The sequence below is a fragment of the Actinoplanes utahensis genome, assembly GCF_016862455.1.
GTDB lineage: Bacteria > Actinomycetota > Actinomycetes > Mycobacteriales > Micromonosporaceae > Actinoplanes > Actinoplanes utahensis.
Map to the genome: position 1 here is coordinate 88428 of NZ_BOMZ01000033.1, position 21530 is coordinate 109957.

Consider the following 21530-nt stretch of genomic DNA (forward strand, 5'->3'; position numbering starts at 1 on the left):
GTAGCCGATCCGGCTATGCACCGGGTTATGCGCGCCTGCGGGCCACGATCTCGGCGGGCTCCGGCTCGGGCCGGGCGATCGAACGGGCCGCGGCCACACCGACAGCGGTGAGCAGCGCGAGAGTGGACAGGACCAGCAGCACCGCGAGAAGACCGGTGGACGCCATGATGATCGCGACGTCAGCCACCGCCACCAGCATCCACAGGGCGATCGTGGGCTTACTGCCGTGTCGTCGGCAGTTCATGGTGTACCTCCATCCGTGATGTTGGATAACTACCCCGTCATCCGGATCTCACGCATGGAGGTCATCACTACCCGACTTTGAAACCCTGAAAGACCTTGTCGCGGTCGCTCTTGGCAGCGTCCCAGTCGTCGCTCTGGGCGTACCAGGTCAGCACGTACGTCTTGCCACCGTGGACGAACACCCGCCGGACCGCACGCTGGCTGCCGCCGTTCCGGGGGTACTCCACCTCGGCCGCGGTGGTGCCGTGGTACTCGAGCGTGCTGGGGCTGCCGCCGCCCACCGAGGAATCATCCCGCAGGTACTCGACCGGGTCGTTCTTTCCGGGCACGACGTCGATGCGGAACTGCCGCGCTCCGTACTTGCCCCACTCGAGCGTCATGTTGCTTCCGCCCGAACCCTTCACATCCTCCGGAACCCAGAAGGTGAAACCGCTCGCCTGATAGGTACGCCAGCCAGCGGGAACGGTCGGGTTGGTCGCCGCGGGACTCGACGGCGCCGCCGAACTCGGCGTGGCACTGGCAGCCGGCGAGCCGGACGCCTTGTCGCCGCCCTGATCCGCCGGAGCCGACGCCACGCCGAACGGCACGATCGCCTTGTCGCCCGCGTCGTCGTTGCCGAACGCCTGCACCAGGATGATGCCGACCAGCAGCACGAACGTGAGCACGATGCCGAGACCGATCGCCGCCTGGCGACGGGTCAGGGTGGTCCCGAAGATCGTCACCCCGCGGCGGGCCGCCGGGCGCAACTGCATCGGCGTCCAGGCCGGACGGTTCGGCCGGTTGATGCCGGGCACGTCACCGACGATCCGGGTCTCCTGCTCCGGCTCGGTGATGATGCGGCGCCGCGGCGGCATGCTGACCACCGAGGTCTTGTCATCGCCACCGGAAGCGGCGGGCCGGGCGGCCGGCAGCAGCAGCGAGGTCTTCTCGTCGCCGGCCGGCGACAGCAGCGAGGTCCTCTCCTCGGACAGGACCGAGGTCCTCTCCTCGGACAGGACCGACGTCTTCTCCTCCGCCGGAGCCGACAGCACGGAGGTCTTCTCCTCCGCCGGAGCCGACAGCACGGAGGTCTTCTCCTCGGCCTGCCGTGCGGCGGGGCTGACCACCGAGGTCTTGTCCTCAGCGGGCGGCTCCCCGGCCACCGGCTCGGCGGCGGACTCCTCAGCGGACTCCGCCGGCGCGATGGACTCGGGCGCCGAAGCCTGTTCCGGCGTCTCGTCAGAATCCGGCGTCTCCGCGGATTCCGGCTTGTCCGTCGGCTCCGGCTTCTCCGCGGGCTCCGCCGTTTCGGCACGCTCAGGCGTCGCAGCGGCTGCCGCCGTCTCGGCACGCTCAGGAGCCGCAGCGGCTCCCGCCGTCTCGGCAGGCTCCGGCGTCGCCTCCGGCTCCGGCTTCGAGTCCGCCTCCGCGGTGTCCGTTTCCGTCGAGGATGCGGGCGTCTCAGCCTCAGCAGTGCTCTCGTCACTCTTCGGAGTGGCATCCGCCTCGCCGGCGAGCTCCCGCTCCGGCGCGGCGGTCGCCCCGGCCCGGGCGTCCTGCCCGCTCTCGGCGGCGCCCGACTTCGCCTCGGCGTCCGCCTTCGTCATCGTGGTCGACTGAGCGTCCCCGGCATCCTCGGCCGCGGCGTCGCGCGGGGTCACGACCGGGTAGCCGGACGTGGCCTGAGCCAGCGAACGCTCATGCTCGGGCGCGGCCTGCTTACGCCGGTTGGCGGCGACGTCGGCGGCGGTGAAGCCGGTACGCAGCGCGTTCGTGGGCGCCGAACTGTTCGCCATCGACTGCGGGTCGGTGGACGCACGGGCCTGACCGGCCTGCGGCGTGCTCCCGAGAGACCCCACACCGGGACGTGCCGGCTGACCCGGACCAGGACCCGTCGGACGGCCGGGGGCGGAACGCGGGGTCGAACCAGCGCCGGGAAGCGGCGACTGACCGGGAGCGGAACCGGAAGGCTGACCCGGACCGGGACCCGTCGGACGGCCCACACCGGAACCCGGCGCCTGACCCGGACCGGGACCCGTCGGACGGCCCACACCGGAACCCGGCGCCTGACCCGGAGCGGAGCCCGTCGGACGGCCCATGCCGGGACGCGGTGGCTGACCGGTTCCGGACAGCGGCGGCTGACCCGGGCCGGGACCCGTCGGGCGGCCCACGCCGGGGCGGGGCGGCTGACCGATTCCGGACAGGGGTGCCTGACCCGGGCCGGGGCCCGTGGGGCGGCCGGCGCCGGGACGGGGCGCTTGGCCCGTACCCGAGAAGGGGTTGACGTCGTCTCTGACCGGCGGGGTGTCCAGGCGCGTCGGGTCCAGGGGCTTTCCGCCGCGACGCGGCGGCTCCGGCGGCGTCTGACCGCCGACCTGGGCTTTGCCGGACGCGAAATACGGCGGGCGGCCATCGGCTGCGGGCGGCTGCACGACCGGAGGGCGCGGATTGGGTACGACCGGGGCCGAACCGGTGGCGGTCCCCCAACCGGAACCCGGCAGCACCGGCGGGCCACCCGGGCCGCTCGGCAACGACGGACGCTCCCGGCCTGCGCCCGGCCGGCGCATGCTCGGGCTCATCGGGAACGTGATCTTGGAGCGACGGCCGGCCGCGCGCGCCAGCAGACGCTCGGCCTCCTCCGCGCTGATGCGGTGCGCCGGATCCTTGCGCAGCAACCCGTTGAGCACCGGCTTGAGCGGGCCCGCGTTCCGGGCGACCGGCACGTTCTCGGTGGCCAGGGCGGCGAGCGTGGCGATCGCCGACGGGCGGGCGAACGGCGACTGCCCCTCGACCGCGGCGTACAGCGTGGCGCCGAGCGACCAGAGGTCGGCTGCCGGACCGGCGGTGCCGTCACGGGCACGCTCCGGAGCGATGTACGCCGGGGAGCCGAGCACCAGGCCGGTGCGGGTCACGTTCGGGTCGCCGGGGACGGTGGCCAGGCCGAAGTCGGTGAGGACCACCCGCCCATCCGCTCCGAGCAGGACGTTGCCCGGCTTGACGTCCCGGTGCATGACGCCGTTGCGGTGCGCGGCACGCAGCGCGTTGAGCACGCCGAGGCCGATCTCGGCGGTGCGCAGCGGGTTGAACGGCCCGTCCTGCGCCAGCGTGTCCTGGAGGGAACGGGACGGAACGTACTCCATCACGATCCACGGGTCGGCATCCGTGGAGAGCACGTCGAAGACGCGAACCACGTTGATGTTGTTGAGCCGGGCGATGGCGCGCGCCTCGCGAAGGGAGCGCTCGCGCATCTCCTGCCGCTCGCCCGGGGTCAGTCCCGGCGGCGGCACGAGCTCCTTGATCGCTACTTCTCGGTGCAGGACGACATCGGTCGCCCGCCAGACACGACCCATCCCGCCCTGACCGAGCGGCGCAACGAGCCGGTACCGATCAGCGACAACGAGTGGGGGAGAAGAAGACATCACGCAGAAAATACCTGGTTCTGTCGAGCGGCCGCGAATTGATCAGCCGAGTGTGGGACACGTGTCACCGGATCTCCGGGCATGCGTCGTACGCTCGGTTGATGAATGAGGAACCGCTGGTCAGCGTCGTACGAGGAAGCCTAGACGATCATGAGGTCGCGGCGCTTGTCGCCATCCTGGCATCTCGATCCACTTCGGTCAATTACCCCACGCCGCCCCAAGCCGTCTCAGACTGGTCCCGGTCCGCGCGCCCCGCGGCAGCCCCGCGAAACTGGCGCACCTCCGCCCTCCCCCGCTGACCGTCATCCACAGGGGCAGCAACCGATAGCACTTGTTCGCTAACCTCCTAGCGGCATTCGTCGATTGCCGAGGGGGAGGTTCGCCGATGAAGTCGTACGACGACTACGGGCCCAAGAGCACGGTCGCCGACTACGACCTCAGTTCCATGGCGGGAATTGAGGCCGACATCGCCGCCATGGAGGACTTCGCAGCAAAGCTGCAAGCGGACCTCCAGGACAACTACGCGCCACACGCCAACGCAGTGGCCGAGGCGATGTTCACCAAGGTGCCCACCAACAAGGAGTTCTACGAACTGGACCTGTTCCTGTACACGCACCAGCAGGTCCAGGACCTCACCCAGAAGAACGTAGACCTCTACTACGAGGGCACCCACCAACTCGCCGTCGCCGCCCAGAACGTCAGCGCGAAGTATCGGGACTCCGACGCGTTCTCCCGAGCCACCGTCGCCGACGTCGAGGCTGAATTCAAGAAGTCCGGGGCGGTCGCGCCGCCGCCCGGAGGGACCTCCGCACCCGCAGCGGATCCCTACACGCCGTCCGGGGAGGCATGATGGCCGTCGCCAACGACAGCGGAGGCGCGTACCTCGGCACCGGTAGGTTCGCGAGCTCCGACATCGAGCAGATGTGGAACCTGGTCCGTGACCACGACCATGTCCCACACCAAGCGGCCCTCGAAGGATGGCGGCACGCTTACGAGCTGATCCTTATGCACCGGACCCAGATCGAGACGTACAAAGACAAGCTGATCCAGGCATGGCCGCCGGAACGCAGCTCCGCATCCCGGGCTTACGTCGCACGCCTCGACGTCCTTATCGAGAACCTGACGAGTACGTATGAGGCCTCGATCGCCAATTACACGACGTACTCCTCAGCCATCAACGCGGTCAGTGCGGCCAAGGCGGAGATCAAAACCATCCGCGATGAGTACCTGAAGAACGCGGCACTGATCGCGGAGTACCAGGAGGCGAAGAGCAGCACTTCGCAGCCCCTCGCGGAAGCCGGCATGATCCCCGGGCCGGAGCCGGTGAATCCGGTTCCCGACTGGAAGCAGAAGATGCTTCAGCAGCAGGCCGCCGAGGTCATGACCAAGGCCAGCGCCGAACTCTCCGCCGCGAAGTTCGCCCTAGTCTCCCCAGCACCTTTCCAGCAGGCATTGGAAAATGTCTATGCGAACTCCGGTTCGATCGGCGGAGGCGGAGGCGGAGTCGGAGGCGGATCGGTTGCGTCGGCCTCTTCAGGCTCATCGGGTCACTCGGCTCGCCTTAGACCTGCGGATTCCATCATTCCTGCACCAGTCGAAACGAGTCGGCCTTCCACAGAGGCGAATCCGCTCCCCACAGGCGGTGGATTCACCGGTCAGCCAAACTCTCCAGACTCTGGCTCCCCGTCCGACGGGCCGGTGCTAGGCGGCGCGAAACCAGATCCGACTGGTCCGGTGAATACACTTCCCACGAATACAAACCCCATTACCACCACGCCGAACACCGGTCCGAACTTGAACAACACTGGGCCTTACACCATTACGCCGGGCGTCCCGCCGACAAGCACGCTCCCCCGGTCCGGATTCGGCCCCCACTCGCCCACAACCGGCCGAGGACCGGGCACACCTCCCGGCGTAGGCCCCGGCATCATCGGCGGCAGGGGAAACCCTGCCCCGCATCCGGGGGTCCTTGGCGCGGTGCCGCCAGGCGGCACGTCGGCATCTGGTCGGGGCGGAATGCCTGTCGGGGGGATGCCGGTGGGCGGAGCGCCCTCCGCCAGTCGTGCAGGCCAGGCGGGATCGCCAAACCGTGCTGGGCAGCGAATCAACCCCGTCGGCGGCATGATCGGCCAGGACGGAATGGTTCGGCCTGGGCAACGTCAGACCCGCCGGAGCGGGGAGGAAGAGCAATCCCGGACTTGGGATCCGGACAACCCCTGGGAGACCGACGCTGGAATTGATCCCGTGTTGCTTCCTCAACCAGAGCGGCGCATCGATCCTGGTCCGACAATCGGTGGGCGATAAGTGAAGTTGCTCAAGAAAGCGGTGGCGGTTACATTCGTCACCGCCGCAATCCTCTATCCGTCACCCCCTGCGCGGGCAGACCAAATCCGAGATTTACAGTGGCATGTCAAGTTTCTTGACCTCTCGCGCGTGCACAGCATCACAAAGGGCGACGGAGTCATCGTTGCCGTGCTCGACACGGGAGTTTCATCACACACCGATATAGCCAAAAACCTTCAACAGGGCACCGACACCGTGCCCGGCGGCGATGGCGTTGGCAGGACAGATAAAGATGGCCACGGAACAGCAATGGCTGGATTAATAGCAGGACACGGTCGCAACTCCGGCGATGGCGCGATCGGGGTAGCGCCGAACGCCCGCCTGCTTCCAGTGCGGGCTTCTGACGGCGAAAACAGCGGCGACTCCCTCGTAACCGCGATTCAGTGGGCTGCCCAGTCTCGCGCAAAAGTGATCAATGTCTCGCTTACAACTATTCGCTCGAGATCGATGAATGAGGCCGTGGCCGAAGCAACTGCAGCTGACATCGTTATTGTGGCCGGCGCAGGGAACACGTCCACGAACGGTCGAATGGGTTACCCTGCAGCAATGCCCGAAGTGGTCGGAGTGGGCGCGGTAGATCGAAAAGGCCAGCACGCTAAATTCTCTGTCACTGGTTCTGGAATTGACATCTGCGCGCCTGGCGTGGATATGGTATCAACAGATCTCGGGAATAAGTATTCTAAAGGCGAAGGCACCTCTGCCTCGACGGCGATCGTGTCGGGGGCGGCGGCGCTGGTGCGGGCGAAGTTTCCGGATCTTTCGGCGCCCGAGGTCATTCACAGGTTGACGGCTACGGCTACGGATATTGGGCCGGTGGGTAAGGACGACCAGTGCGGCTACGGGGTGCTGAACATCGTCAAGGCGCTGACGGCTGACGTACCGCCGCTCACTGCGCCTGCGGGGGTCTCCTCCGGGCAGCCGACCGGTTCCCCGGCAACCGCTGATCCGGCATTGTCCGCGACCGGGCCGGCCGGAGATACGCCGTCGGTCGGGGTCGCGCCGGCTCCCGAGCCGGCCGGTTCCAACCTGCCGATCATCATGGCCGGGGTGGGTGCCGGGATCGTTGCTGCCGGAGCGCTTGTCGCGCTTCTCGTCGCACGCCGGCGACGGCCGGGTTCGTAGATGTCGCCCTCCGGTGGCCGCGGACGATAACGCGGCCACCGGAGTGGCGTCTCCCTCATCCACGGGGGCGGAAGCCTGGGCGGTCATTCGCTAACCTCTCAGGGGTCATTCGCCGGGGATCGATGGGAGGACGCGGTATGCCCGAAGCTCGGGACAGCAGTGGGACGTGGCTGGGCAACGTCGACTACACCGACTTCGGTGCCATCGAGGCGGACATCGCGGCGATGGAGCAGTTCGCCGCGCAGCTCAAGGCTGATATTCAGAACAACTTCGCGCCGTACGCGGAGGCTGTCAGCACGACCATGACGGAGCCGCTGCCCGAGACGACCTACTACGACCTGCACCTGTTCCTGTATTCGCACGACCAGGCTCAGATCGCCACTCAGATGAACGTGGCCGTCTACACCGACGGCACTTACCAGTTCGCCGACGCAGCGAGTGGAATCAGCCGGCAGTACCGCGGTTCCGACGCCTTCTCCAGCGCCAAGCTCTCCGATGTCGAGGCCGCTTTCAAGAGCACCGCCCCGTCCCTGAACCCGGCAGACATCCGCTCCGGCACCGGAACCAGCGGGTCAGGGACCGGGACCGGCGAGACCTTCACCGAGATTCCCAGCTCCGGAGGTGCTTGATGGGTATCGAGACCGGCGGCGGCGTCGACCGGGCCGACTGGCGGACCATGCCGATCGAGATGATCTGGCCGCTTCTGAAGAACCATGACAGTGCGCCGCACCGCACCATGGGCGACGCCTGGTCGAAGTCCTCCGAGCTCTTGGCGAACCATGTGCGCCAGGTCAAGGCCTACCGCGACAAGCTTGCCGAGGCGTGGCCGCCGGAGCGGAGCCGCGCCGCGGCCGCCTACGTGGACCGTCTCGAAGTTCTCATCGCCAGCCTCGAAGAGACCCAGCTCGCCTCCAGCGCCAACGGGCGTGCCCTCATCGGCGGTGTCGACGCCGTGGACGAGGCCAAGGTCAAGCTGGCCGCTCTCGAGCAGGAGTACACGGCGAACAAGGCCACGATCGAGGCGTACGAGAAGGCCGCGGCAGCGACTCCTCTCGCGACGACGGACCCGCTGCCGACGGCGCCGACGGGGGCCTACGAGCGCCGGACCGAGTTGGAGAGGCAGGCGCGGGACACGATGCAGTCTCTCTCCGCCGAGCTCGCCGCCACGCAGAGCACCTTCATCGCCCCGAAACGTTATATCCCGTCGGGCCGTGTCGACGGCGGCGAGGACGGGCTGGGGTCGGGCGCTTCGGGCGTCGGCATGCCTCCGATGGTGCCGCCGTTCACGCCCCGTTCGGTGACCCCGCCGAGTACGTCGAAACGCGCTGTCGACAGTTCGGTCGAGGAGAGGCCCACGACGAGTCCGGTGACCCGGCCAGGACTGCCGGACTCGTCGCTCCCGTCGAATCCGTCGCTCCCGTCGTATCCGTCGACGGAGGGGCCGATTCTCGGGGGCACGAAGCCGCAGCAGCCGTCCACGACTGGTCTGCCGCCGGTGACGACACCGACGATCACGCCGACGACCACGCCGACGATGAATACGCCGGGCCCGTACACTTTCACGCCCAGCAGCCCTTCGACTCCGAGCGCGACGCCGGTGTCTACCTCGCCGTTCTCCCGCTCACCCGCGGTGAACGGCGCTCCGCCCGCGGTGAACGGCGCTCCGCCCGGCACGTTCCAGCCCACTTCGGGCGCTCGGGGGACCTCCGTCTCGAACGGTGGGGTCATCGGTGGTCTCCCGTCCGGTACGAGTGGTGGCGCGCAGCCCGGTGGGCGAGGGCTTCCGCCGGGCTCCCCGGCCCGCGGAGCGCAGCGGATCAACCCGTCCGGCGGCATGATCGGCGGCGCGAACCCGGCTGCTCCGATGGGACGGCGTGCCTCCGCCCGTGGTGACGAGGAGTCCCGCGGCCGGCAGTGGGATCCGGACAACCCTTGGGAGACCTCGGAGGGCATCGATCCGGTGCTGCTTCCGCCGACGGCGGCGCAGCGGATCGATCCCGGGCCCACCATCGGTGGACGATAAGTGATCAGAAGCGGGAAAGCGGCCGGCTTCGTCGCGGCCTGTGCACTGACGGCGAGTCTCGTCCCGGGCACGCCGGCGTTCGCCGACGAGATCAGGGACGCGCAATGGCACCTGCCCTACCTGAAGGTGGACCAGGCGCACCGGATCACCAAGGGCGCCGGCGTCACTGTGGCGCTGGTCGACAGTGGGGTCTTCCCGCACCGTGATCTGACCGGGAACCTCCAGAGGGGCGCCGGTCCGGGCGGCGCCGGCTCGGGACAGACCGACAAGGACGGGCACGGGACCCGGATGGCCGGCATCATCGTCGGTCACGGGCACGGCACCGGGGACGGCATCCTCGGGATCGCTCCCGCGGCGAAGCTCGTCCCGATCGATGACGGCGCCGCGACGGACATCGGCCGGGGCGTCCCGGAGGGCATCACGCGAGCGGTGAGGTCCGGCGCCGATGTGATCAACCTGTCGGTCGTCGTGCCCGACTCGAGGTTCATCAGGAGCGCCGTGCGGGCCGCTGTGGCCGCGGATGTCGTCGTCGTGGCGGGTGCCGGGAACACCACCACCAACCTGAAGCTGGGCTATCCTGCCGCGCTTCCCGGCGTGATGGCTGTGGGGGCGACGGATCGGCAGGGCAGGCACGCCGCGATCTCCGTGACCGGGCCGGAGATGGCGATCTGCGCTCCCGGCACCGAGATCGCCACGACGAGCCGCACCGGCGGCTATGGCCGGTCCACCGGGACGTCCGATTCCACGGCGATCGTCTCGGGGGCGGCGGCACTGGTCCGGGCGAAGTTCCCGAAGCTCTCGGCGCCGGAGGTCGTTCACCGGTTGACGGCGACCGCGGACGACATCGGGCCGCCCGGCAAGGACGAGGAGTGCGGGTACGGCGTACTCAACATCGTCAAGGCCCTGACCGCTGATGTGCCACCGCTCCCGGTTTCGGCAACCCCCTCGGCGTCGGCATCGTCGGCGGTGGCGAAGCCCGCGGAGTCGGCGGTGCAGCTCGGGGAGTCGGCGTCGGCCGAGGCCGTGCCCGCGCCGAAATCGTCCGGTTCCGGTCTTCTTCTGTTCGGGGGGATCGGCGCGGTGGTCGTTGCCGCCGGTGCGGTGGTGGCGCTCGTGCTGGTCCGGAGGCGACGGACCGGCGCCTGAGCGAAACCGGAATCAGGGTGGAAACACGCTGCTTGGTGACGGTTTTGTATGGGTGGGGCTTGTAGGCTCGTTTTCCGTGCAGACCGACATCGCATACCGCCTGATCCTCGCCTCGGCCAGCCCTGCCCGGCGGGCGTTGCTCACCGGGGCCGGGATCGATGCCGAGGTCATCGTCAGTGGCGTGGACGAGAGTGTCGTCGATGCCGATGACGCCTACACGACGAGTCTGGCGCTGGCGCGGATGAAGGCGCGGACGGTCGCGGCGAACCTGCCGGCGGATCCGGCGGCGCTCGTGCTCGGCTGTGATTCGGTGCTGGCTTTCGAGGGTGAGGTGTTCGGGAAGCCGGCCGATGCCGGGCAGGCGGTGCGCCGCTGGATGGCGATGCGCGGCAAGTCGGGGGTGCTGCACACCGGGCATCACCTGACCGGCCTGGTGAGCGGGTTGCAGGCGGAGGCGGTCGGTACCACCACGGTGCACTTCGCCGATGTGACCGACGCGGAGATCGAGGCGTACGTCGAGTCCGGTGAGCCGCTGCAGGTGGCGGGCGCGTTCACGCTGGACGGCCGGGGTGGCGCTTTCGTGGAGCGGATCGAGGGCGACCCGGGCAACGTCATCGGGTTGTCGCTGCCGCTGTTGCGCCGTCTGCTCGCCGACATGGGCATCCCGATCACGAGCCTCTGGCGTGACTGATCCGGCGAAGAGCGCGCCCGGTCCGGACGAAGAGCGCGCTCGAAGCGCCCTGTCCGGACGAGGAGCGAGGCCGGCCCGAACGGCAAGCCAGAGCCAGGAGCAAGCATACGACGTGCGAAAATTGACGAATCTGGACTAACATATCGATTGACGGTCATGCGGTGTCCGTGTGGTGGGAACGATCCACAACCGTGAGGCCTCAGCGGCCCGGATCCACCTGAGGAACCGTTAGGCTCACAGTCGTGCGGAAGATTCTGATCGCCAACCGTGGCGAGATCGCCGTCCGGGTCATCCGGGCCTGCAAGGACGCCGGCCTCACCAGCGTCGCCGTCTACGCCGACAGTGACCGGGACGCGCCACACGCGCGCCTGGCCGACGAGGCTTACGCGCTGGACGGCGAGACCGCCGCGGACACCTATCTCCGCATCGACAAGCTGCTGGAGATCGCGACCAGATCCGGGGCCGACGCGGTGCACCCGGGTTACGGGTTCCTCTCCGAGAACGCCGAGTTCGCCCAGGCCGTACAGGATGATGGCCTGACCTGGATCGGGCCGACACCGCAAGCGATCCGCGATCTCGGCGACAAGGTCACCGCGCGGCACATCGCGCAGCGTGCGGGGGCTCCCCTGGTGCCGGGCACCCCTGATCCGGTCGCGGACGCGGCCGAGATCGTCGCGTTCGCCGAGCGGCACGGCCTGCCGGTGGCGATCAAGGCGGCGTTCGGCGGCGGCGGCCGAGGGCTGAAGGTGGCTCGCACGATGGAGGAGATCCCGGCGCTGTTCGAGAGCGCGACCCGGGAGGCGGTGGCCGCGTTCGGGCGTGGCGAGTGTTTCGTCGAGCGTTACCTGGACCGTCCCCGGCACGTCGAGGCGCAGGTCCTGGCGGACACCCACGGCAATGTGGTGGTGGTCGGCACGCGGGACTGCTCACTGCAGCGCCGTCACCAGAAGCTGGTCGAGGAGGCGCCGGCGCCGTTCCTGAGCGACGAGCAGCGGGCGCAGATCCACGAGAGCGCGAAAGCGATCTGCCGGGAGGCCGGTTATCACGGCGCCGGCACCGTGGAATACCTGGTGGGCCAGGACGGGACGATCTCGTTCCTGGAGGTCAACACGCGTCTCCAGGTGGAGCATCCGGTCAGTGAGGAGACGGCGGGTGTCGATCTGGTGCGGGAGCAGTTCCGGATCGCCGCGGGCGAGCCGCTGCCGTTCACCGCGGATCCGGCGCCGCGCGGTCACTCGATCGAGTTCCGGATCAACGGGGAGGACGCGGGCCGCGGCTTCCTGCCGGCGCCGGGCACGGTCACCGCGCTGACCTGGCCGTCCGGGCCGGGTGTGCGGGTCGACTCCGGCGTCGAGCAGGGCAGCGTGATCGGCGGCAACTTCGACTCGATGCTCGCGAAGATCATCGTGACCGGGGCGACCCGCGCCGAGGCTCTGGAGCGGGCCCGCCGGGTGCTGGACGAGACGGTGATCGAGGGCATCGCCACGGTCCTGCCGTTCCACCGGGCGGTGATCCGCGACGAGGCGTTCACCGGCGAGCCGTTCAGCGTGCACACCCGCTGGATCGAGACCGAGTGGAACAACCAGGTCCCGCCGTTCGCGGCCCCCGCCACGACGGAGGCCGAGGCCGGCGAGCGGGAGACCGTCGTGGTGGAGGTGGGCGGGCGGCGCATCGAGGTGCGGCTTCCCAAGACCCTCCTTTCCGGTACGGGCCAGGCGGTCCCCAAACGCAGCTCATCGCGTCCCCGTGGCGCCCAGGGCCGGGCGGCCGCGGTGACCGGCGGCGGGCTCACCGCGCCGATGCAGGGCACGATCGTCAAGGTCGCCGTGCAGAACGGGGACGTGGTCGCCGAGGGCGACACCATCGTGGTGATCGAGGCGATGAAGATGGAGCAGCCGTTGCAGGCGCACAAGGCCGGCACGGTGGCGGGCCTGGCGGTCGAGCCGGGCGCCACGGTCACGGCCGGCACGGTCCTCTGCACCATCGACTGACCGCTGCACGATCCGAAGAAGCCCGAGTGCGCTGGCGCACTCGGGCTTCGTGCTGCCCGAGGCCTTTCGCGGGCTTCTCGCGGGTTTCTCGCGGGTTTCTCGCGGGCTTCTCGCGGACGAAGGAGGCCTCCGCGCGGCAGGAACACGGGGTGGGGCCTCCGCGCGGCAGGAGTAGGGGTGGAGCGGCCTTCTCACGGGGCGGACAGGGGGTGGAGAGGCCGTCACATCCCGTCGTGTGGCGCGTTCAAGGAGCGGGCCGCCGATACGGGACCTACCGACGGCCCGCGGCCGCGCGCCGCTGCACAGCGCGGGGCGAGTCCACCGTACGCCCGGTCCTGGCGGCCACCGCAAACCGGGCGCGCCGGGCGGACCCGCGCCGTAGCGTGTCCCGCATCACCGCAGAACCGCGCCCGGCCGGGCGCATGCTCGAACACAGCGCTCTCTCAGCCGGTCCCGCGCAGAATGCTGTGAGTCCCGAAGCCGCGAGGTGACCCGCACCGATGACCGAAATGTTGACCATGGTGGCAACGCCGGCCTGGGCGTACCTTGCCCTTTTCGCGTTCCTCGCGGTCGACGCCCTGGTGCCGGTGGTGCCCACCCAGGCCATCATGATCACCTCAGGTGCCCTGACCGTCTACGGCGATCTCGATCTGGTCCCGGTGATAGTGGTCGGCGCGGTCGGCATGTTCACCGGCGACGCGATCGCCTTCGCGCTGGGCCGGTCCACCGGCGCCCGGCTGAGCTCGCTGCGTGCCAGGTTCGCGCCGCGCGGTGAGGAGCACGAGTCCCGCACCCGGCGCGCCGCCGAGCGTTTCACCCGTGGTCTGCGCAAGCCCGGCCCTCTGGTGATGCTGCTGTGCCGGTTCGTCCCCGGTGGCCGGATGGCTGCCGGTTACCACGCGGGCCGCGCCGGCTATCCGATCCGGTCCTTCGCCGGTTTCGACGGGGCGGCCGCGCTGACCTGGGCGGCGTACGGCGGACTGGTCGGGCACCTCGGCGGCACCGCGATCACCCAGTCCGCCTGGCGCCTGTTCGCCGTGGCGGCCGTCGCCGCCGTCGTCTTCGGCACCGCCGGCTGGGTCCTGGCCCTGTTCGGGGGCCAGGACCACGAGGGCCGGGACGACCGGGATCAGCCGGCCGTCACTGCACCTCGTGCTGCATCAGCTGACGTGCCGCCTCCGCGATCGACCCGGAGAGCGAGGGGTAGATCGTGATGGTGTGCGCCAGCTGATCGACCGTCAGGTTGTTCTCGATCGCCATGGTGATCGGCAGGATCAGCTCGCTGGCTTTCGGCGCCACCACGACACCGCCGACGATCTGGCCGGTCGCCGGGCGGCAGAACAGTTTCACGAAACCGTCCTGGAGGCCGGCCATCTTGGCGCGGGCGTTGCCGGTCAGCGGCAGCATCACCTGGCGGGCCGGGAACCGGCCGGAGTCGACCTCGTTCTGCGAGACGCCGACGGTGGCCAGTTCCGGATCGGTGAACACGTTCGCCGAGACGGTGCGCAGCCGCAGCGGGGCGACGGCCTCGCCCATCGCGTGCCAGATCGCGATCCGGCCCTGCATGGCCGCGACGCTGGCCAGCGGCAGCACGCCGGTGCAGTCACCGGCGGCATAGATTCCGGGCACATTGGTACGCGACACCCGGTCCACGGTCACGTAGCCGCCGTCGGAGACGTCCACCCCGTACTCCCGCAGCCCCAGATCGGCGGTGTTGGGGATCGCACCGACCGCCATCAGGGCGTGCGACGCCTCGACCGTGCGCCCGTCGGAGAGGGTGACCCGGACCCCGTCTCCGGTGTTCACCACCGAGTCGCCACGGGACTGGCTCAGGATCGTCATGCCCCGCTCGCGGAACACCCGCTCGATCGCCATGGCCGCGTCGGCGTCCTCGTGCGGCATGACCCGCTCCCGGCTGGAGACGAGCGTCACCTTCACACCCATCGCGAGGTAGGCGCTGGCGAACTCGGCGCCGGTCACACCCGAGCCGATCACCACCAGGTGGCTGGGCAGCTCCTCCAGGTCCCAGACCTGCCGCCAGTCGAGGATCCGCTCCCCGTCCGGCCGCGCCGAGGAGAGCACTCGCGGGGTGGCGCCGGTGGCCAGCAGCACGGTGGTGGCCTCCACCGGGTACGTCTCCCCGCCCTCGGGTGTGATCAGCACCTGGTGGGTGTGGCCGAGACGGTCCTCGCCGAGACGGGCCCGGCCGCGGACCACGTCCACCCCGGCCTTGATCAGCTTGGTCTGGATGTCACCGGACTGGGCCAGGGCGAGCTTCTTGACCCGCTCGTTGACCGCCTTCGCGTCGACGCTGACCCCGTCCAGCCCCGCCGACCGGATGCCGAACCGCTCGTTACGCCGATAACCGGTCATCACCTCGGAACTCGCGATGAACGTCTTGGACGGAACGCAGTCGGTGAGCACGCACGCTCCACCGGGCCCGTCCGCCTCCACGAGGGTGACCTCCGCGCCCAGCTGGGCCGCGACGAGAGCCGCCTCGTAGCCTCCCGGCCCCCCACCGATGATCACGATCCGACTCACGATTAATGACCTCCAAAATGCGGCAACTGTGCCGACACGCTCTCCTCATATTCTCACTGACCCTTCATACGACTATCGTCGTCGCCGTGCGTCACTACGCCGCGTATGGCTCGAACCTGGATCCCGCCCGCATGCGGGCCTACTGTCCGCACTCGCCGATGGTTGGCGTGGGGTGGATCGAAGGCTGGCGCCTCACCTTCGCCGGTGAGGGAGAAATGGGCTGGGAGGGGGCGGTGTCGACGATTGTCGAATCGCCCGGCGACCGTGTCTTCGTCTCCCTCTACGACGTCCACCCATGGGACGCCGCCCAGCTCGACGAGGTCGAGGGGGTGACTGCGGGGACCTATCAGAAGCTCACCGTGCGTGTATCGACGCTCGACGGTGACGTACCCGCCTGGGTCTACGTCTTCGCCGGTTACGAGGGTGGCCTGCCGACCGCGTGGTACCTCTCGGAGATCGCGAACGCCGCCGAGAAGGCCGGTGCGCCCGACGACTACGTCGCCGATCTGCGCGGCCGGCCCACCGGGACGTCGTCTCCCGAGATCTAGGCCCGGGTCGTGGTGATCGTGGTCTGGTAGACGTTGCCGCGGTAGAGCGCGGTCATGCCGACCTTGAAGTACAGGCTCGCGGCGTCGGTCGGGTTCGCCAGGTCGACGCCGAGCCCGGCCTTCGGGCGCCCGTTGGCGGCATAGGTCGCGAAGGCCCGACGCAGAAGAGCCTCACCCACACCCCGCTTGCGGTACGGGCGAAGCACCGCGAGGTACTTCACATAGCCCTCGTCGGTCTCCCCGCTGCCGTCGGACGACTGCAGGGCGCCGGCGATCTCCCCGTCCACCTCGGCGACCAGCCACTCGTCGGCGGAGATCGAGGACTCGCCGTCGACCTGGGCGCGCCATCCCTCGTACCCCATCGCGGGGTGATCGGAGTCCTGGAAAGCCGACTCGATCACCGCGTGGAAGGCGCGCACCTCGGCCTCGTCGTCGAAGCGCAGCGGCCGGACGGTCACCCCGGCCGGCGGCTGCGGCGCGACCGGCGAGAAACCGTCGAGCGGCATCTGCATCCGGGCGAACTGCTTGAGGAACTCGAAACCGGCCTCGGTCATCGCCGCGATCAGCTCGTCCTCACCCGGGAGCGCCCCGGCGCGGACGTGGTAGACGTCGTGGCCGAACTCGGCGCCCCGCTCGGCGATCCGGGCCATCAGCAGCTTCAGCAGCGGCCGCAGGGCGGGCAGGCCGAGCTCCGGCCAGAAGAAGACGTTGGCCATGTCACGGGTGCCGCGGGTGGCGTTGTACGGGTACGCCCAGGCCACGATCCGCCCGGTCTCGTCGAGCGCCAGCCAGGAGTCTCGGGAGAGGTCGGTGTTCGGCGCGGTGAGCTCCTCGCGCACCTCGCCACTGGTGAAGTCGGGCTTCCCGACCGCGGCGATGTCGCTGGCGTGCACCACCTCGAGGATCGCCGGAACGTCGTCGAGAGTGGGCCGGCGAGTCGTCCAACCGGCGGGCAGTTCCGTCATGTGGGAATCCGATCACGCCCCGGTACGCCCCTCAACCGAGTTTCGCCGCGGGCGCCGGTCGCCTACCATCGGCCGCATGCAGCCGCGCCGTGAGCGAATGATGCGCCCCTTCCCGGGGCTCCTCGCCGTGCGCTGATCCACACCACGACCAGGCCTCGTCTCCGCGGGGCCTGGCTTTGCCGTCTTCTCCCGCCGGACTCGGGCCGTCAGGAGAGAGACGATGAACACCTTCTACGTGACGACCGCCATTCCGTACGTCAACGCCGCTCCGCACCTCGGCCACGCGCTGGAACTGGTGCAGGCCGACGTGCTGGCCCGGCACGCCCGGCTCCGGGGTCGCCCGGTGCGTTTCCTGACCGGCACCGACGACAACGCGCTCAAGAACGTCACCGCGGCCCGTGCGGCCGGCGTGGACGTACGCGCCTTCGTCGACCGCAACGCCGACCGTTTCGCCGCCCTCCGCGAACCCCTCGCGCTGTCGTTCGACGACTTCATCCGGACCGGCGCCGACACCCGCCACCCGGCCGGGGTGGAACGGCTGTGGCGGGAATGCGCCGCCGCCGGCGACTTCTACCGGCACTCCTACCAGGGGCTCTACTGTCCGGGCTGCGAACAGTTCTATCCGGAGAACGAACTGCCGGGCGGCCTCTGCCCGGAACACGGCGTGCCACCGGAGACCGTGTCCGAGGAGAACTGGTTCTTCCGGCTGTCCCGCTACACCGAACAGATCCGGGAGATCCTCGAATCGGGCCGGGTACGGATCGAGCCGCCCGCCCGGCGCAACGAGGTGCTCGCCCTGGTCCGGGACGGCCTGACCGACTTCAGCGTCTCCCGCCCCGCGGCCCGGGCCGGCGGCTGGGGCATCCCGGTGCCCGGCGACCCCGGCCAGGTGGTCTACGTCTGGTGGGACGCGCTCGCCAACTACGTCACCGCGCTCGGGTACGGCTCCGGCCACCCCGAATACCGGCGCTGGTGGGCGTCGCCGGGCGAACGGGTCCACGTGATCGGCAAAGGCATCGTCCGCTTCCACGCCGTCTACTGGCTGGCGCTGCTGCTCTCCGCCGGTCTGCCGCTACCCACCGCCGTCCTGGTGCACGACTACCTCTCGGTGGACGGCGCGAAGATCTCCAAGAGCGCCGGCAACGCCGTCGACCCGGCAGAGCTCTCCGCGCGGTACGGGGTGGACGCCGTCCGCTGGTGGCTGCTGCGGGAGGTGGCCCCCCTCGGCGACACCGACTTCACCGTCGAGCGGCTGGTCCGCCGAGCCGACGGTGATCTGGCCAACGGCCTCGGCAACCTGGTCAACCGCACCCTGACGCTGGCCTGGAAGCACCGGGACGGCCGGATACCGGAGACCGTGGCGTCCGGCGGCCGGCTCGGGGGACTGTGCGCGGCCCTGCCCGGCCGCATCGACGCGGCGCTGCACCGCTTCGACTTCCGGGCGGCGACCGGTGCGCTCTGGTCGGTGGTCGACGAGGGCAACCGGTACGTGGAATCCGAACGCCCCTGGGAACCGGCCGCCGAGGAACGCCGGGACGCCGTGCTGGGCACCCTGATCGCCGCCTGCCGTCTCGTCACCGCGGAGCTGGAGCCGTTCCTGCCGGCCGGCGCGGCCCGCCTCCGCGACCGCCTGCTCACCGGCGACCACGTCGCCCGCCCCGAGCCGGTCTTCCCTCGCCTCGCCGCCCCATCCCGGCGGTGAGCCGAAGCGACCCCGCCCGGCGCTGAACCGAAGCGGGGTCAGTGGGCCAGGCGATGGCCCAGCGACTCGAGCAGGCCGGTGAACTCGACCCGCTCCGCCTGCTCCAGTGCCGCGTAGGCCTGACCGGCCAGCGAGTCGGCCACCGCCTCGGCCCACAACATGCGGCGGATCAGCGGACCGGGCGGAGGGTACGGCGCCTGCCAGCCCAGTGCCACGGCGTCGGTCTCACCCTCCGGCCCGGCGATGATCGCCTCCAGGGGCGTCAGGCCGCTGGCCCGGACCGCGATCACCTGCACGCCCAGCCGGTGCTCGTGCAGCAGGTGCAGCAGGACCGCCGCACGGGCGCCGGGCTCACCGCTGGGCACCGGCATGGCCCGCCACGCGGCGAACAGCGGCAGCCCGGCGGCGTCCACCCGGTCGACGATCCGGCGGGCGAGGTCGAGCAGCCGGGTCAGCCGGGGGAACCCGCCCAGGTTCTCGGAGCCCCAGTTGCACAACTCGCCAAGGTGCCAGCCGGCCACCTTGGCCGGCGCCGACGACTTGACGGCCGCCTCCCAGCCGTCGGTGACGGCCTCCGGCGCGATGAAGGCCAGCGCCGCCGCCACGGTCTCCGGCCGCACGTCACCGAGCGCCCCGGCCCGGGCGGAGACGTGGTACGCCCAGCCGGAGAGCCCGAGCAGCCGCGCTCCCTGCAGGGTCCGCGGCGATTCCGAGAAGGCTCGGTGGAGGGCGGCGAGTCCGGCGCGAGCGTTGGCGGCAGCCTGTTCCGGGGTCACCTGCCCGATTCTGCTCCCCCTGACCGTCTAAAGAAAATCTCCCGGACCGTCCGAAGAAAACGCTTTCGCGATCTTGGTCCCACCGCTCCGAACCGGGAGCGCCGGATCCGACCGAACCGGACGGCCATCCCGTCCACCCCACCCGGCAGCGTCCTTCCTCGCCCGGCTTCGAGGGGCAGCCGAACCGGATGGCTACCGCTCCAGGTCTTCGAGGGCGGCTTGTGCGTCGCCCACCCGGCGCCGGGCGGCGGCCGCCTCACGTTCGGCGGTCCGGCGGGCCTGCTTGCGCCGCGCCACGTCGGCCACCGCCTCGGTCCGGCGCCGCTCCAATTCGGCCAGTTCCGCCTCCAGATCCTCGACCAGGTGCCCGGCGTCCCGCTCAGCGTCCTCAGCCCGCTGGAGCCGGCTGTCGGCCCGCCTCTCGGCCGCCTCCGCGGCGGCGAACTCCCGTTCCAGCTCCCGGCGGCGGCGCTCACGTTCCCTACGGCTCCGTTCCGCCGCAGCCGCCTCCCGCGCAGCCGCGGCCTCCCGCCCGGCCGCAGCGTCTTCCCGCGAAACCCCAGCCACAGCCTCCTGCCCTGCCGCAACCTCCTCCCTTCCCCGGGAAGCCCCAGCCGCACCCGCATCTGGTTGCGCTGCGGACGCAGGTGACGAAGGGGATGAAAGGGGCGCTGAAGAGGTCGAGGAAGGAGACGAGGACGAGGCCAGAGAGGGCGCGGCGGACGAAGGCAGGGAGGACGGGGGGGACGACGAGGACGAAGGCGAGGAGGACGGGGAGGGCAAGGACGAAGGCGAGGAGGAGGACGGCGAAGAGGGAGGGAACGACGGGGAGAAAGGCGAGGTGGTGTGCGACGGGGAGGGCGGGTCGTCGTCGGTGACCAGGCGCAGACGGGGGCGGGGCACCTCACCGAAACCCGCATAGGTGGCCGCCCGGATCAGCCGCCCCGTCCGGACCTGTTCCGCGATGTCCGGCTCGGCCAGCGCCGCCGTGAACGTCGCCTCCACCTCGTCCAGGGGGAGTTTCGCCCGCGCCGCCCCGGACGCCACCGCCAGCCGCCGGGCCGCGTCGACGAGTGAGGTGACGAATCGCCGCCGCTGCAGGGACAACTCCCGCATCTGCGCACCCTGCAGATCCCGCTGAGCGGTCCGCAGCGCCGTCGACAGCTCGGCCAGCTCGTCGATCAGCTCCGGGCGCCGTAACGCCAGCAGGTTGACCACCCAGGCGGCCACGGTCGGCTTCTTGAGCGCGGCGATCCGCTTGGCCGTCTCCCGGTCGCCGGCTTTCCGGGCCTCGTCGACGGCGGCGGCACGGGCGGCGACGAATCCGTCCGGCGGCGCCTCGTACAACCGCCGGACGATGTCGTCGGTGGCGGGCACGTCAGTCCAGCACGCTGCCGGGCGCCACCTGCTGGAACCGAGTTTCGGAGAAGCTTTCCAGGTGTTTGCCGTAGACGGCCGCGCCGCGTTCGTTGATCAGCCCGTCGTGCAGCGCGAAGGCCCGTTCCGGCCGGACCCCGCGGACGAACTCGAGGGACTCGGCGATGGTTGCCCACGGCGCGTTCATCGGCACGAACAGGGTCTGCACGGCGGTGTCCGGCGCCACGAACGAGTCGCCGGGGTGGTACAGGTTGGCGCCCCCGTCGTCGATCAGGAAGCCCAGGTTCGCGAAGACCGGCACGTACGGGTGAATGATCGCGTGCCGGCCGCCGTACGCCCGCACCCGGTACCCGGCGGCCTCGAACTCCTGCCCGGCCGCGACGGCGGTGGTCACCTCGGCCACGTCGCCGAGCAGTTTCAGCACCGCCTCGTGCGCGAAGATCCGCAGTTCCGGCCGGCGGGCGGCCGCCGCGGTCACCGCCGCAACGTCCACGTGGTCGGCATGCTCATGGGTGATGAGCACGGCGTCGGCTCCCGCCAATGCGGACGCTTCCGAGAATTCGCCAGGATCTACGACGAGTACTCCCGCGCCTTCGATGCGTAGGCAGGAATGCGTGAACTTCGTGACCCGCACGGGACCCCTCCGCTGCTGAATTGATACCAC

General features: G+C 70.1%; 17 protein-coding genes and 2 pseudogenes. 12 read left to right on the forward strand and 7 right to left on the reverse strand.

The features are described 5' to 3' along the window. Positions 1-25: 25 nt before the first annotated feature. Entirely contained in the window at positions 26-244 is a 219-nt protein-coding gene (locus Aut01nite_RS10625; protein WP_043533402.1) for a hypothetical protein, read from the reverse strand. A gap of 1861 nt (positions 245-2105) precedes the next feature. Then, a pseudogene (locus tag Aut01nite_RS44775) lies at positions 2106-3641 on the reverse strand (serine/threonine-protein kinase); the annotation flags it as partial. Between the two features lie 101 nt (positions 3642-3742). On the opposite strand from Aut01nite_RS44775, the gene Aut01nite_RS10635 reads away from it, so the two are divergent. The 10 genes from Aut01nite_RS10635 (at position 3743) to Aut01nite_RS10680 (ending at position 14171) form a co-directional block, all read left to right on the forward strand. Then, positions 3743-3940 (forward strand): acyl-CoA carboxylase subunit epsilon, encoded by a 198-nt coding sequence (locus Aut01nite_RS10635; protein ID WP_084000173.1) that lies wholly within the window; start codon positions 3743-3745, stop codon positions 3938-3940. Positions 3941-4026: 86 nt separating this feature from the next. Continuing rightward, the gene (locus tag Aut01nite_RS10640; protein ID WP_052164615.1) at positions 4027-4491 is read left to right on the forward strand and encodes a hypothetical protein; all 465 of its coding nucleotides are present in this window, start codon (positions 4027-4029) and stop codon (positions 4489-4491) included. Beyond that, positions 4491-5945 carry a hypothetical protein gene (locus tag Aut01nite_RS10645; RefSeq protein WP_152629132.1) on the forward strand — a complete coding sequence of 485 codons (1455 nt, stop codon included), beginning with the start codon at positions 4491-4493 and terminating at the stop codon, positions 5943-5945. Before Aut01nite_RS10640 ends, Aut01nite_RS10645 begins: the two co-directional genes overlap by 1 nt. Continuing rightward, positions 5946-7106 (forward strand): S8 family serine peptidase, encoded by a 1161-nt coding sequence (locus Aut01nite_RS10650; RefSeq protein WP_152629131.1) that lies wholly within the window; start codon positions 5946-5948, stop codon positions 7104-7106. 137 nt (positions 7107-7243) lie between these two features. Next, on the forward strand, positions 7244-7735 hold the full coding sequence (locus Aut01nite_RS10655) for a hypothetical protein (RefSeq protein WP_043533401.1): 492 nt from the start codon (positions 7244-7246) through the stop codon (positions 7733-7735). Beyond that, positions 7735-9129, forward strand: coding sequence for a hypothetical protein (locus Aut01nite_RS10660; protein WP_043533400.1), 1395 nt, complete (start codon positions 7735-7737; stop codon positions 9127-9129). The genes Aut01nite_RS10655 and Aut01nite_RS10660 overlap by 1 nt, the downstream gene beginning before the upstream one ends. Beyond that, on the forward strand, positions 9130-10275 hold the full coding sequence (locus tag Aut01nite_RS10665) for a S8 family serine peptidase (protein ID WP_043533399.1): 1146 nt from the start codon (positions 9130-9132) through the stop codon (positions 10273-10275). A gap of 76 nt (positions 10276-10351) precedes the next feature. Further along, the gene (locus Aut01nite_RS10670) at positions 10352-10966 is read left to right on the forward strand and encodes a Maf family protein (RefSeq protein ID WP_043533398.1); all 615 of its coding nucleotides are present in this window, start codon (positions 10352-10354) and stop codon (positions 10964-10966) included. A gap of 242 nt (positions 10967-11208) precedes the next feature. Further along, complete coding sequence (locus tag Aut01nite_RS10675; protein WP_043533397.1) at positions 11209-12957, forward strand: acetyl/propionyl/methylcrotonyl-CoA carboxylase subunit alpha; 1749 nt, start codon at positions 11209-11211, stop codon at positions 12955-12957. 500 nt (positions 12958-13457) lie between these two features. Further along, positions 13458-14171, forward strand: coding sequence for a DedA family protein (locus Aut01nite_RS10680; RefSeq protein ID WP_043533396.1), 714 nt, complete (start codon positions 13458-13460; stop codon positions 14169-14171). Here the strand turns inward: Aut01nite_RS10680 and Aut01nite_RS10685 are convergent. Beyond that, positions 14098-15498 carry an NAD(P)H-quinone dehydrogenase gene (locus tag Aut01nite_RS10685; protein ID WP_043533395.1) on the reverse strand — a complete coding sequence of 467 codons (1401 nt, stop codon included), beginning with the start codon at positions 15496-15498 and terminating at the stop codon, positions 14098-14100. The two genes, Aut01nite_RS10680 and Aut01nite_RS10685, sit on opposite strands and share 74 nt — an antisense overlap. Before the next feature lie 86 nt (positions 15499-15584). Between Aut01nite_RS10685 and Aut01nite_RS10690 the strand changes: the two genes are divergently transcribed. Beyond that, on the forward strand, positions 15585-16046 hold the full coding sequence (locus Aut01nite_RS10690) for a gamma-glutamylcyclotransferase (protein WP_043533586.1): 462 nt from the start codon (positions 15585-15587) through the stop codon (positions 16044-16046). Here the strand turns inward: Aut01nite_RS10690 and Aut01nite_RS10695 are convergent. Then, positions 16043-17011 (reverse strand): GNAT family N-acetyltransferase, encoded by a 969-nt coding sequence (locus Aut01nite_RS10695; RefSeq protein WP_043533394.1) that lies wholly within the window; start codon positions 17009-17011, stop codon positions 16043-16045. The genes Aut01nite_RS10690 and Aut01nite_RS10695 overlap by 4 nt on opposite strands. Positions 17012-17231: 220 nt before the next feature. On the opposite strand from Aut01nite_RS10695, the gene metG reads away from it, so the two are divergent. Then, positions 17232-18713 carry a methionine--tRNA ligase gene (metG, locus tag Aut01nite_RS10700; protein ID WP_043533393.1) on the forward strand — a complete coding sequence of 494 codons (1482 nt, stop codon included), beginning with the start codon at positions 17232-17234 and terminating at the stop codon, positions 18711-18713. Between the two features lie 38 nt (positions 18714-18751). On the opposite strand, the gene Aut01nite_RS10705 is transcribed toward metG, so the two are convergent. The 3 genes and pseudogenes from Aut01nite_RS10705 to Aut01nite_RS10715 form a co-directional block, all read right to left on the reverse strand. Continuing rightward, positions 18752-19489 (reverse strand): SCO6745 family protein, encoded by a 738-nt coding sequence (locus tag Aut01nite_RS10705; protein WP_043533392.1) that lies wholly within the window; start codon positions 19487-19489, stop codon positions 18752-18754. A gap of 852 nt (positions 19490-20341) precedes the next feature. Further along, positions 20342-20866 (reverse strand): annotated as a pseudogene (locus tag Aut01nite_RS45060) (hypothetical protein); the annotation flags it as partial. 1 nt (position 20867) lies between these two features. Next, positions 20868-21500 carry an MBL fold metallo-hydrolase gene (locus Aut01nite_RS10715; protein ID WP_043533390.1) on the reverse strand — a complete coding sequence of 211 codons (633 nt, stop codon included), beginning with the start codon at positions 21498-21500 and terminating at the stop codon, positions 20868-20870. Positions 21501-21530: the final 30 nt, after the last annotated feature.